At 43.1% G+C, this 13645-nt stretch carries 11 protein-coding genes; all 11 read left to right on the top strand.

Features of this window, described 5'->3' with window-relative positions; translation table 11 throughout:
* The first annotated feature begins 51 nt into the window (after positions 1-51).
* The 11 genes from C1A07_RS00850 (at position 52) to miaA (ending at position 13644) form a co-directional block, all read left to right on the top strand.
* Positions 52-462: a hypothetical protein gene (locus C1A07_RS00850; RefSeq protein WP_101875426.1), complete on the top strand. Its 411-nt coding sequence runs from the start codon at positions 52-54 to the stop codon at positions 460-462.
* Positions 463-529: 67 nt separating this feature from the next.
* A complete protein-coding gene (locus tag C1A07_RS00845) occupies positions 530-1852 on the top strand; it encodes a BaiN/RdsA family NAD(P)/FAD-dependent oxidoreductase (protein WP_242972217.1) in 1323 nt (440 codons plus the stop codon).
* A gap of 1 nt (position 1853) precedes the next feature.
* Complete coding sequence (locus C1A07_RS00840) at positions 1854-3446, top strand: NAD(P)/FAD-dependent oxidoreductase (RefSeq protein WP_101875424.1); 1593 nt, start codon at positions 1854-1856, stop codon at positions 3444-3446.
* Between the two features lie 16 nt (positions 3447-3462).
* On the top strand, positions 3463-4323 hold the full coding sequence (proB, locus tag C1A07_RS00835; protein ID WP_101875423.1) for a glutamate 5-kinase: 861 nt from the start codon (positions 3463-3465) through the stop codon (positions 4321-4323).
* Positions 4324-4344: 21 nt separating this feature from the next.
* Positions 4345-4566: a DUF896 domain-containing protein gene (locus tag C1A07_RS00830; RefSeq protein WP_101875422.1), complete on the top strand. Its 222-nt coding sequence runs from the start codon at positions 4345-4347 to the stop codon at positions 4564-4566.
* Positions 4544-5146: a 5-formyltetrahydrofolate cyclo-ligase gene (locus C1A07_RS00825; protein WP_101875421.1), complete on the top strand. Its 603-nt coding sequence runs from the start codon at positions 4544-4546 to the stop codon at positions 5144-5146. Before C1A07_RS00830 ends, C1A07_RS00825 begins: the two co-directional genes overlap by 23 nt.
* On the top strand, positions 5133-6377 hold the full coding sequence (locus tag C1A07_RS00820; protein WP_101875420.1) for a glutamate-5-semialdehyde dehydrogenase: 1245 nt from the start codon (positions 5133-5135) through the stop codon (positions 6375-6377). Before C1A07_RS00825 ends, C1A07_RS00820 begins: the two co-directional genes overlap by 14 nt.
* A gap of 14 nt (positions 6378-6391) precedes the next feature.
* Positions 6392-7897 (top strand): tRNA (N6-isopentenyl adenosine(37)-C2)-methylthiotransferase MiaB, encoded by a 1506-nt coding sequence (miaB, locus tag C1A07_RS00815; protein ID WP_242972216.1) that lies wholly within the window; start codon positions 6392-6394, stop codon positions 7895-7897.
* A 52-nt stretch (positions 7898-7949) separates the two neighbouring features.
* Positions 7950-10610, top strand: a complete 2661-nt coding sequence (mutS, locus tag C1A07_RS00810) for a DNA mismatch repair protein MutS (RefSeq protein ID WP_101875418.1) — start codon at positions 7950-7952, stop codon at positions 10608-10610.
* A gap of 11 nt (positions 10611-10621) precedes the next feature.
* Positions 10622-12628, top strand: coding sequence for a DNA mismatch repair endonuclease MutL (mutL, locus tag C1A07_RS00805; protein WP_101875417.1), 2007 nt, complete (start codon positions 10622-10624; stop codon positions 12626-12628).
* 8 nt (positions 12629-12636) lie between these two features.
* Positions 12637-13644: a tRNA (adenosine(37)-N6)-dimethylallyltransferase MiaA gene (gene miaA, locus C1A07_RS00800; protein WP_101875416.1), complete on the top strand. Its 1008-nt coding sequence runs from the start codon at positions 12637-12639 to the stop codon at positions 13642-13644.
* Position 13645: the final 1 nt, after the last annotated feature.

Below are 13645 nucleotides of genomic sequence, written 5' to 3'. Positions count from 1 at the left end.
ATATGAAGGAAGAAATAAGCAGATACTACATTTATAAGGAGGAATGATCCTATGAAAAAATATAGTATCTGTTTATTATTTGCGGCAGTCTGCGCCGTATGTCTGGCAATAGGTGCAGTAGCAACTGTAAAAAGCCGGGAAAATGCCCAGGCCCTGCCTGGCACAGAAATTGCCACAGAAACTGTAAAAGAAAATTATATTGCCAGCAAAGCTTCTGAGGAAACATCTGAGGAGGATAGCAGCGCGGCTGAAGCGGCCAACAGAGAAAGCATTAATCAATATTATTTAGTGGTGGAGGACGGCTTTCTTCTGGTATTTACCAAAAACAACCCGTCAGACTGTTTGTACACTCATGTGCCTATTACTGACTTTCCTGAAAAAGAGCAGGCCAGGCTGAGGGAGGGCATCTGGTTCTCCTCTATGATGGATGTTTTCAGCTATCTGGAATCCTTTACCAGCTAATAAAAACAGGCCCTTTCCACTGCCTTTGCCAGGAATTTTTAAGTTGTAAGATTACAGGCAGTGTGATATGATATCACGGAGAATTACATTAGGTCAAAGGTTGGAGGAGCAGATGAAGGGACAAAAAAAGACAGTGGCAGTAGTGGGCGGAGGAGCTGCAGGCTTAATGGCAGCTATTACGGCAGCCCAGGCCGGCGCCCATACTATTATTTTAGAGCGTATGAATCAAGTAGGGAAAAAACTGCTGTCTACAGGCAATGGAAAATGTAATTTAACAAATCTGCACATGTCCCCTTCCTGCTACCGAAGCGACAATAAATCTTTTCCCATGAAGGTCATTAAACAATTTCCGCCTGAACAGACATTAGACTTTTTCTGCCGCATAGGCCTGCTTCCCAAAAATAAAAACGGATATATTTATCCTTATTCAGAGCAGGCTTCTTCTGTTATGGAGCTTTTGAAAACTGAAGCGGAAAACCAGGGCGCAACTATTTTATGCGGCAGTTACGTGGAAAAGATTTCTTATAATAATAAATGTTTTACTGTAATCTTTAAAATACAAAATAGTGAAAAGCAGGAGATTAAGAAAATATATGCAGATGCTTTGATTTTGGCGACAGGCGGAAGGGCAGCCCCTGTCCTTGGTTCTGACGGCAGCGGTTATGCCCTGGCTAAAAGTCTGGGGCATCGCATTAAAAAGCCGTTGCCTGCCCTTGTTCAGCTGTGCTGTTTAGGAAAGGAATATAAACAGCTGGCCGGAATCCGCACAGAAGCTAAGCTTACCTTGTACATAGATAAAAAACAGGCTGTAGCTGACCAGGGAGAGCTGCAGCTGACAGATTACGGTATTTCCGGAATTCCCACCTTTCAGATCAGCCGTTTTGCCTCTAAAGCTTTAGATGAAAAGAAGCAGGTAACAGTTTCTATTAACTTTTTTCCAGGCATGACAAAAGATCAATTAGACCATTTCCTTTTTAGACGGAAAGAACAGTGCGGCTATAAGCGCTGCAGTGAGTTTCTGACAGGGGCTGTAAATAATAAGCTTTCCGCAGTGCTGTTAAAAAAATCCGGAATAGCAGCAGAAGCTTTTGTCTCCAGCTTAACACCAAAACAGCTTCAGGCGTTGGCTTTAAATCTCCACAGCTTTCAAGCCGTTGTCACGTCTACAAAGCCCTTTGAAAACGCCCAGGTCTGCTGCGGCGGCGTAGACACTTCAGAGGTAAACCACGCCACCTTAGAATCTTTTTTAGTGCCTGGATTATTTTTGGCAGGAGAGCTTTTAGATGTAGACGGAATATGTGGAGGCTACAATCTTCAGTGGGCCTGGTCCAGCGGATATATTGCCGGAAAATCTGCTGCCAATGCTTTAGGCTTGAAAGGCGGGAAGTAATATGATAAGAATTAATCAGTTAAAATTACCTATTGATCACACCAGGGAAGATTTGGCTCATAAAATAAGTAAAGAGCTGAAAATACCTGAACATAATATAAAAAAGATCCAGATTGTAAAACAGTCTGTAGACGCCAGAAAAAAAGACCATATTTTATACATATATACTGTGGACGTTAGTGCAGACAAAGAAAATCAGATTATAAAAAAGCTGAAAAATCCTCAGATTTCCTCAGCTCCTTTAAACAAATATTGTCTTCCTGAATATGGAAGTCAAACCTTAGCCTTTCCGCCTGTAATTATTGGCGACGGCCCTGCAGGTCTGTTCTGCGGCTTAATACTGGCCAGAGAGGGATATTGTCCTATTATACTGGAAAGAGGAGAAGCGGCTGATGTAAGGCGCAAAAAGGCGGAAGCATTTTGGATGGGAGAAAAGCTGGATTTAAATTCTAATGTACAGTTTGGGGAAGGGGGAGCAGGTACCTTTTCCGACGGCAAGCTAAATACCTTAGTGAAAGATCCTGTTCAAAGAAACCGCAAGGTATTGGAGCTTTTAGTGGAATTCGGCGCCGATCCCTCTGTGCTCTATGTAAACAAACCTCATATTGGCACTGACGTTTTAGGAAATATTGTGTCCTCCATGAGACAGGAAATTATTCGTCTGGGAGGGGAAGTCCGCTTTTCTTCCCAGGTAACAGATTTTCATATAGAAAAGGGCCGTTTGACGGCTTTAGAGATTAATGGGGCAGAGCAGTTAAATTTGGAAGCTGCAGTGCTGGCCATTGGCCACAGCGCCAGAGATACCTTTGAAGTTTTGGAAAAACGTGGAGTTCCCATGGAGCAAAAATCCTTTGCCGTAGGACTTCGCATTCAGCATCCCCAAACCATGATTGATATTTCACAGTATGGACCGGGAAACAGCAAAATTCTAGGGCCTGCCAGCTACAAGGTTACTTACCAGTCCAGGGGAGGCAGAGGAGTTTATTCCTTCTGTATGTGCCCGGGAGGCTATGTAATCAATGCTTCCTCCGAGGAGGGAAGGCTGGCTGTAAACGGCATGAGTTATCACGCCAGAGACGGAAAAAACGCAAACAGCGCCATTATTGTCACAGTGACCCCAGAAGATTTTGAAGGTACGGGGCCCTTGGCCGGAGTTGCCTTTCAGAGAAAGCTGGAGGCAGCAGCCTTTTCCTATGGAAAAGGGAAGATTCCCATTCAGCTGTACGGAGATTTCCAGGCAAATAAAGAATCCAGAGAGTTTGGGGACATTGCCCCTGAATTTAAGGGCGCATATACATTCAGCAATTTAAAAGAAATGCTGCCGCCTTATATAGGAGAGGCATTTATAGAGGGAATGGAGGATTTTGGCAGAAAAATCCAGAGCTTTAACAGAAAAGACGCCATTTTAGCCGGGGTGGAAAGCCGTACCTCCTCGCCAGTTAGGATTCCCAGAAATGAATTTTATGAAAGTCAGATAAAGGGGCTGTTTCCCTGCGGAGAAGGGGCGGGCTATGCGGGAGGCATCACCTCCGCCGCCATGGACGGTCTTAGAATTGCAGAAGAAATCTGCCGCAGATACAGACCTTTAAAATAGAGAAAGAGAGTGTATTATGGAAGTTTCAGAGCAAATCAGCAGAAGTCTGCTGAAAAATAAAAAAAGAATTGTTATAAAAATCGGTTCTTCCTCCCTGACCCACAAGGAGACAGGGGAACTGAATCTGCAGAAAATAGAAAAACTCATACGAGTAATCAGCGATCTGAAGGGAAGCGGAAAAGAAGTAGTTCTTGTTTCTTCAGGCGCTATTGCGGCAGGCAGACAGGCTCTTGGACACAGGCAAAAGCCTGAAACCATTTCAGAAAAACAGGCATACGCCGCTGTAGGTCAGGCCAGACTGATGATGGTGTATCAGCGCCTTTTTTCTGAATATAATCAAACAGCAGCTCAGGTACTTCTGACAAAAAGCACAATGACAAACGACACCTCCAGATATAATGCCCAAAATACTTTTGATGAACTTCTGAAGCTGGGAGCCATTCCTATTGTAAATGAAAACGATACTGTCTCCACCCACGAAATCCAATTTGGAGACAATGACCGTCTTTCTGCTATTGTAGCGGCTCTCATTAATGCTGATTTGCTGATTCTGCTTTCTGACATAGACGGTCTGTATTCTGACGATCCGAAAAGACATCCGGATGCCAGGTTTATCAGCTTTGTAGGGGAAATTACTTCTCAGCTTATGGATATGGGAAAGGAAACTACAGGCAGCGACGTAGGCACAGGCGGCATGGCGGCTAAGCTGGCTGCAGCCAGAATCGCTACTGACAGCGGCTCCGACATGGTAATTGCCAACGGGGAATCTTTAGATGTAGTATATCAAATTATAAGCGGAAGTCAGGTAGGCACCTTATTTTTGGCTCACTCTAATTTAGATTTTGACTTAATGGACTTTATAGACAATAAATATTAACAGACAAAAGGAGGACTTTCTATGAATCAGGAAAAAATTGACCGAATTAATACTTTATATCACAAGTCTCAGGCTGTAGGCCTAACTGATGAGGAAAAGGCTGAACAGGCTCAGTTAAGGCAGGAATATTTAGCGGCTATCCGTCAGAATATGAGAGGAACCTTAAATAATATTTCTATTAAAGAAAAAGACGGTTCTATTACTGACCTGGGAAAAAAATATGGAAACATTAAAGAAGTATAAAAAGGAGCTTAGAAATACTGTTTTAAGCCAAAGGAGAAGTTTATCTAGTAAAGAAAAGCAGGCTCTGGATAACCAGCTTTTTAAAACAGTGATCTCTGTACTTAAAAAGCCGGAATGGACAGCCGGTTTTCGCCAGGGCTGTTTTCTGTATACTTATGTTTCCATGCAGGATGAAGCTGACACAAAGAAGCTGCTGGCCTGGTGCTGGGAAAACGGCATAAAAACCGCGGTTCCTAAAGTAACAGGCTCTGTTATGGAATTTTATGAAATTATATCTATGAATTGTTTAGAGCCAGGTTTTATGGGGATTTTAGAGCCTAACTCTACCTGCCCCCTTATTCCCCGCAATGAAAGTTTAGGATTTATGATTGTGCCAGGCACAGCTTTTGGCCGGGACGGAAGCAGAATCGGGTACGGAGGAGGCTTTTACGATAAATATTTAGAAGGGCAGACTAAGCTTTTTACTGCCGGCTGCTGCTATGGATTTCAGCTGTTTTCATCTGTTCCCCACAGCAGTCTGGATGTAAAAATGGATCTGATTATTACTGAAAAGGAGGTACTTGAGCATGGAATTACTTGAAATTGGCAGACAGGCCAGGGAGGTTTCCCGCCTTTTAGGCAAATTGGGAAAAGCAGAAAAGGATATGGGGTTAAAGGCTGCAGCCAACGCTTTATTAGAGGGAGAAGCAGCTATTTTAGAGGCCAATAAAATAGATATGGAAAATGGCAGAAGCCGTGGAATGAACCAGGGACTTTTGGACCGTCTGGAATTAAATCACAACAGAATTCAGGCTATGGCGGAGGGACTTTTTCAGATTGCCGATTTAGATGACCCTGTAGGGGAAGTCGAGTCCATGAAAGAGCGCCCCAACGGACTTCTTATTGGAAAGAAAAGAGTTCCTCTGGGAGTAATCGGGATTATTTACGAGGCCAGACCTAATGTTACGGCAGACGCCTTCGGACTTTGTTTTAAAACAGGAAATGCAGTGATTTTAAAAGGAGGCAGCGACGCCCTTCACTCCAATATGGCTATTGTAGATTGTTTGAGAAAAGGTTTGGAAAAAAATCACCTTCCAAAGGAGGCAATCCTTCTCATTACAGATACAGACAGAGAAACTACAAAACAGCTGATGAAAATGAATCAATATGTAGACGTTTTGATTCCCAGGGGAGGAGCAGGGCTGATCCGCACAGTAGTGGAAAACAGCACTGTGCCGGTAATAGAAACAGGCACGGGAAACTGCCATATTTATGTAGACGAGTCTGCAGATCTTTCTATGGCTTTAGATATTGTGGAAAATGCAAAGACTCAGAGAATCGGCGTGTGCAATGCCTGCGAATCTTTAGTTGTCCACGAAAATGCAGCGGCTAAATTTCTGCCTATGTTAAAGGAAAGGCTGGACAAATACCAGGTGGAAATCAGGGGAGATGGGGCGGCCAGAAGTATTGTGCCTGAATTTTCTGAAGCTTCTAAGGAGGACTGGGGCACAGAATATTTAGATTATATTTTATCTGTAAAAACAGTAAGTTCTGTGGAGGAAGCCATCAGTCATATTAATTGTTACAACACAGGACATTCTGAATCTATTATTACCGGCAATTACTTCAATGCTCAGAAGTTTTTAAATGAAATAGATGCCGCGGCAGTATATGTAAATGCTTCTACCAGGTTTACAGACGGCTTTGAATTCGGTTTTGGGGCTGAAATCGGCATCAGCACTCAAAAGCTTCACGCCAGAGGACCTATGGGACTGAAAGAGCTGACTACTACAAAATACATTATTTATGGAAATGGACAGATCAGAAAATGAAAGCAAATGATTATATGAAACACTTTGATTTTAATAAAATATATGAGGAAGCGCCGGGAAAAGAGCCGGAACGCCAGCTTTACTTTATCCGCCAGGTAAAGGCTCTTTTTAAGGCCCGCTTCCAGTTTATGATAGATTCCGGGGAAGCTAAAAGGCAGTTTGGAGAAGAACAAATAAAAGAAATGCTGGAAAAAGAAATATACGGCACATTTCACATTGAAACTTACGGCTGCCAGATGAACGCCAAGGATTCAGAAAAGCTTCAGGCGATTCTGAACCAGGCCGGTCTTTGCGAAGCAGAGTCAGAAGCTGCCTCCTTTGTTTTGTACAATACATGTACCGTCCGAGAAAACGCCAACCAAAAAGTATACGGCCATCTGGGATTTGTACATAATCTGAAAAAGAAAAATCCGTCTATGCTGGTGGCGCTCTGCGGCTGTATGATGCAGGAGCCTGATGTAGTGGAAAAAATAAAAAAGGACTACAAATTCGTAGATATTATATTCGGCACCCACAATATTTTCAAACTGGCCGAGCTGATTTTTAACAGATTAACTGAGGATCATATGACAATAGACGTTTGGGAAGGCACTACAGAAATTGTGGAGGATCTGCCTTCTAAACGGAAATATCCTTTTAAATCCGGGGTAAATATTATGTTTGGCTGCAACAATTTCTGCAGCTACTGCATTGTGCCTTATGTAAGAGGACGGGAGAGAAGCAGAAAGCCTGAGGAGATCCTGAGGGAAATTGAGAAGCTGGCCTCAGAAGGGGTTGTGGAAATTATGCTTTTAGGCCAGAATGTAAATTCCTACGGAAAGACCTTGGACAATCCTATTACCTTTGCTCAGCTGTTAGAGCAGGTAGAGCAGATTCCGGGAATTGAAAGAATCCGCTTTATGACCTCCCACCCCAAAGATTTATCAGACCAGCTGATTGAGGTGATGAAGAACTCTAAAAAAATCTGTCTTCACCTTCACCTTCCTATGCAGTCGGGAAGCAGCAGAATACTAAAGGCAATGAACCGCAGATATACAAAGGAGCAGTATTTACAGCTGGCGGAAAAAATCAAAAAGGCTGTGCCCGGCATCTCCCTGACCACTGATATTATTGTAGGATTTCCAGGGGAGACGGAGGAGGATTTTCAGGATACCTTGGACGTGGTGAGAAAAGTTCGCTTTGACAGCGCCTTTACTTTTATATATTCTAAAAGAACAGGAACCCCTGCCGCAGCTATGGAAAATCAGGTGCCTGAGCCTGTAGTGAAAGACAGGTTTGACCGTCTTTTAAAAGAGGTTCAGACTATTGCCGGGAAGGTGTCAGGCAGAGATCTGCACACTGTCCAAAAGGTGCTGACGGAGGAAGAGGACAGCCACTTAAAAGGATGGCTTACAGGCCGTCTAAGCAACAACACTGTAGTTCATTTTCCAGGAGATCCCTCTCTGATTGGAAAAATTACAGATGTATATTTAGAGGAAAGCAAAGGCTTTTATTATATGGGAAGTCAGGTGAAGGCTTAAATATAATTTAGCCTTTTTCCTGTACAGAATATTCAGAAAGAGGAAAAGAAACATGGCTGGATTATCACCAATGATGTTTCAATATGTAGAAACAAAAAAGCAATACAGCGACTGTATTCTGTTTTACAGATTAGGAGATTTTTATGAAATGTTCTTTGAGGACGCCATTACAGCCTCCAGAGAGCTGGAAATCACCTTAACTGGAAAGGAATGCGGAATGGAGGAGAGGGCGCCTATGTGCGGCGTTCCCTTCCACGCAGTAGATACTTATCTTAATAAGCTGGTTCAAAAGGGCTACAAAGTAGCTATCGCTGAGCAGATGGAAGACCCGAAACAAGCTAAGGGGCTTGTTAAAAGGGAGGTGGTAAGAATTGTCACCCCGGGAACTATTACCAGCTCTGTAGCTTTAGATGAAACTAAAAATAATTATTTAATGGGAATTGTATATCTGGGAGATACCTTTGGAATTGCCAGTGCAGACATTAGTACTGGTGATTTTTTGGTAACTGAGGTTCAGTCTGAAAGAGAGCTGACAGATGAAATTAATAAGTTTTCTCCTTCAGAAATTATCTGTAACGAGGCTTTTCTCATGTCGGGAATCGACGTGGAGGAATTAAAAAACAGATACCATTTTGCCATGTCATCCTTAGAAGCCAGATTTTTCTCCGACGAGTCCTGCAGAAAGCTTTTAAAAGAGCATTACCATGTAAATAGTCTGGAGGGGCTGGGTCTTGGCATATACGATACAGGCGTAATTGCGGCAGGAGCTGTTATGCAGTATCTTTACGATACACAAAAAAACACTTTGTCCCATATTACAGGCATAACTCCATATTCTGTAGGGCAGTATATGGTTTTAGACGTTTCTACAAGAAGAAATCTGGAGCTTCTTGAAACATTAAGAGAAAAGCAGAAAAAAGGCACCTTGCTTTGGGTTTTAGATAAAACGAAAACTGCCATGGGCGCCAGATTAATGAGAACATATGTAGAACAGCCTTTAATTCAGCGGGAGGCTATTTTAAAGCGGCAAAACGGTATTGAAGAGCTGAATATGAATTATATAGCAAGGGAAGAGCTGAGAGAATACTTAAACTCTATTTATGATCTGGAGCGCCTGATTGGCCGCATCAGCTACCGCACCGCTAATCCCAGAGATTTAATCGCATTTTCCAGTTCCCTATCTATGCTTCCTTACATAAAAAATATTTTATCTGAATTTACCAGCCCTGCCTTAAAAGAGTTTTATGAAGAGCTGGACAGCTTAGAGGATCTGCACCAGCTAATTGAAAGCGCCATTGTGGAGGAGCCGCCTATTTCTTCCAAAGAAGGAGGCATTATTAAGGACGGCTTTGACCCGGAAACAGACAGGCTGAGAAAAGCCAAAACAGAAGGCAAAACGTGGCTGGCTCAGCTGGAGGCTGAGGAAAGAGAAAAAACGGGAATAAAAGCTTTAAAGGTTAAGTTTAACAAAGTGTTCGGTTACTATTTTGAAGTGACAAACTCCTTTAAGGATCAGGTTCCTGATTACTTTGTGCGCAAGCAGACCTTAACAAACGCAGAGCGTTTTACAACAGATAAATTAAAAGAGCTGGAAGATGTGATTATGGGAGCTGAGGACAAGCTGTTTTCCTTAGAATACGATTTGTTCTGCCAGGTCAGAGATAAAATCGGCAGCCAGGTATTAAGAATTCAGAAAACAGCAAAGGCCATTGCAGGCATCGACGTATTTGCCTCCCTTTCCCTGGCAGCTACCAGAAATAATTATGTAAAACCTAAAATTAATGAAAAAGGTGTAATCCAGATTAAAAACGGCCGCCATCCTGTTGTAGAAAAAATGATACGCAACGACATGTTTGTGGCAAATGACATTTATTTAGATAACACGAAAAACAGGGTTTCCATTATTACAGGCCCTAATATGGCCGGAAAGTCTACTTATATGCGCCAGACTGCCTTAATTGTGCTTATGGCTCAAATCGGCAGCTTTGTCCCTGCAGATGAAGCCAATATCGGCATCTGCGACAGAATTTTCACCAGGGTAGGCGCCTCCGACGATTTGGCCTCCGGCCAAAGTACATTTATGGTGGAAATGACAGAGGTAGCCAACATATTGAGAAACGCCACCAGAAACAGCCTTTTAATTTTAGATGAAATTGGAAGAGGCACCAGCACCTTTGACGGCTTATCTATTGCCTGGGCTGTGGTAGAATATATCAGCAACACTAAAATTCTGGGAGCCAAAACCTTATTTGCCACTCATTATCACGAGCTGACAGAGCTGGAGGGTACTTTAAACGGAGTAAACAATTACTGCATTGCAGTAAAAGAGCAGGGGGATGATATTGTCTTTCTGCGGAAGATCGTAAAAGGCGGAGCTGATAAAAGCTACGGAATTCAGGTTGCCAAGCTGGCCGGAGTGCCGGAACCTGTAATTGCCAGAGCCAAAGAGCTGGTAAATGAGCTAAGCGACGCGGATATTACTGCCAAAGCCAAGGAAATAGCTAAAACAGGAGCAGCTGCCAATCAGCACAAGCCTGTGCCAAAGCCGGATGAAGTGGAGCTTTCACAGCTGACCTTATTTGACACAGTTCAGGAGGACCAGATTATTAAAGAACTGGGGGAGCTGGAATTAGGAAGTATGACTCCTATTGACGCATTAAATACCTTATACAGGCTGCAGACAAAACTTAAAAACAGGTGGAACGGAAATTAAAAGGAGGAGCTATGGCGCAAATTACAGTACTGGATCAAAATACAATTAACAAAATTGCGGCGGGAGAGGTAATTGAACGCCCTGCCTCCGTAGTAAAGGAGCTGCTGGAAAATGCCATTGATGCCAAGGCTACGGCCGTCACAGTGGAAATCCGGGACGGAGGAACCTCCTTTATCCGCGTTACGGACAACGGATTTGGCATCCCAAAGGACGAAATCGCCTTAGCCTTTCTCCGGCATTCTACCAGCAAAATACAGTCTGTAGAAGATTTATTTACAGTTTCCTCCTTAGGCTTCAGAGGAGAAGCCTTATCCAGTATCGCCGCTGTTTCCCAGGTGGAAATAATTACAAAAACTCCTGAAAGCTTAACAGGCACCAGGTATCAGATTGAAGGGGGCGCAGAAAAATCTTTGGAGGAAATCGGAGCTCCTGACGGCACCACCTTTATTGCCAGAAACTTATTTTACAATACTCCTGTCAGAAGGAAGTTTTTAAAAACTCCCCAGACTGAGGGGGCACATGTGGCAGACCTGGTTGAGAAAATCGCCTTGTCTCACCCTGAGGTTTCCGTCCGCTTTATCCAAAATAATCAAAACAAGCTTCACACCTCCGGAAATCACAATCTGAAGGATATTATATATACTGTGTATGGCAGGGAAATCGCAGGCAATCTGCTGCCTGTAAAGGCTGAGGAAAGCCATATTTCTGTACACGGTTTTATTGGAAAGCCGGTGATTGCCAGAAGCAACAGAAATTTTGAAAATTATTATATTAACGGACGGTATATAAAAAGCAATATTATTGCAAAAGCCATTGAGGAGGCTTTTCGCCCCTTTATGATGCAGCACAAATATCCCTTTACTATGCTCCACTTTACTATTGACCCTGAATTCTTAGATGTAAATGTTCATCCCACAAAAATGGAGCTGCGTTTTAGGGACGGAGAACAAATATATGGTACGGTGCTCCACTCCCTTCAGTCTGCCTTAGCCCACAAGGAGCTGATCCCCTCAGTCAGCTTAGAGGAAAAGGAAAAACGGGATGCCCAGGAGGTAAAACGCTTAACTTCCCAGACAAAAGCTTCCTCCTATGCACCGGAGCCTTTTGAAAAAAACAGAATGAAGCAGATGCATATATGTGTAAAGGAGCCATCTGTAAATTACGGCTCTTTCCCTCAAACTGCAAAACCTGAAGCTGCTCAGTCCAAAATATCTCATTCTGCAGCGCCTGCATCTTCTCAAGCGCAGCCTGCAGTATTGCGGCCTGCTGCCTCTCAGTCTGCAGTACATGAGACTATCGTCTCCCAGCCTGTACACCAGCCGGTTTCCCAGGCCTTGCCTGACCAGGAACATAAACAAAGGCCTGCGGAAAAAGACAGGAAAGAGACAGAGCCAAAGCAGATGGAGCTGTTTGATAAAAAGCTTTTAAATCCAGAGTCCAGAATCCGCCACCGCCTGATCGGCCAGCTGTTTAATACTTATTGGATGGTGGAATTTGACAATCATCTTTACATTATTGACCAACATGCCGCCCATGAAAAAGTACTGTATGAGAAAACCATGGCTTCCTTGAAAAACCGGGAATATACCTGTCAGGCAGTAAACCCTCCGATTATTCTCACCTTGAGCACAAGTGAAGAAGTGCTTTTAAAAAAGCATATGGAGCACTTTACAGGTATTGGATTTGAAATTGAGCCTTTTGGCGGAAGAGAGTATGCTGTCAGAGGCGTGCCTGGAAATCTGTTTTCTATTGCCAAAAAGGATCTGCTGTTAGAAATGTTAGACCAGCTGTCAGAGGACACTGCCCTGGAGAATTCTGAAATGATTTATGAAAAAATAGCCTCTATGTCATGTAAGGCGGCAGTAAAAGGAAATCACCAGATGAATGAGGCGGAGGCTAATGAATTAATCGACCAGCTTCTCCAGCTGGACAATCCTTATGCCTGCCCTCACGGCAGACCTACTATCATATCTATGAGCAAATATGAGCTGGAGAAAAAGTTCAAGCGGATTGTGTGAGGTATAACATGGAACTAAGTAAAAATAATAATATAAACAGAAATAAAAAGCTGCCTTTAATTGTTCTTACAGGTCCTACTGCCGTAGGCAAAACAGACCTTTCTGTGGACCTTGCAAAGGCTGTAAACGGGGAAATTATCAGCGCAGATTCCATGCAGGTATACCGCCATATGGATATTGGTTCTGCCAAAATAAAAGAAGAGGAGATGAGGGGAGTTCCCCATCATCTTATTAATGTGCTAGAGCCTACAGAGGATTTTAACGTAGTAATTTTCAAACAGCTGGCGCAGAAAGCCCTGGAGGATATTTACAGCCGCAATAAAGTGCCGATTATCGCCGGAGGCACTGGCTTTTATATTCAGGCTCTTTTAAATGATATTGATTTTAAAGAAAATGAAGAGGGCGGCAGAATACGAAAGAAGCTGGAGGAGGATGTCGCAAAGTATGGAGCCTCCTGGCTGCATAATCAGCTTTGCCAGGTAGATCCTAAATCCGGGGAGGCGATTCACGAAAATAACGTAAAACGGGTGATACGAGCCCTGGAATATTACCAGCTGACAGGGCAGAAAATCTCCCTGCACAATGAGCAGGAAAAACAAAAAAACTCTCCCTATGCCTTTCTCTACTATGTATTAAATACTGAGCGTTCCCTTCTTTACGAAAGAATTGACAAACGTGTAGATTTAATGATGAAAGAGGGCCTTGTAGAAGAGGTGAAGGCTTTAAAAGAACTGGGATGCCGCAGAGGAATAACCTCTATGCAAGGGTTGGGATATAAAGAAATTTTAGACTATTTAGACGGCTTATATAGCTTAGATGAGGCTGTGTATATTTTAAAACGAGATACAAGGCACTTTGCCAAACGCCAGCTGACCTGGTTCAGAAGAGAAAAAGATGTGCGCTGGCTGTATCTGCCTGAATTTGACAATAATAAGGAAAATATCCTTAATTTTATATTAAAAGAATGGAACCAGATGACAGGAGAAACTAACGCCTGTCTGGAGGAGGAAAAATAAT

Source organism: Lachnoclostridium edouardi (genome assembly GCF_900240245.1).
GTDB classification, from domain to species: Bacteria; Bacillota; Clostridia; order Lachnospirales; family Lachnospiraceae; genus Lachnoclostridium_A; species Lachnoclostridium_A edouardi.
The sequence above is the reverse complement of the archived record's forward strand: the minus strand, read 5'-3'. Positions and strand labels throughout refer to the sequence as shown.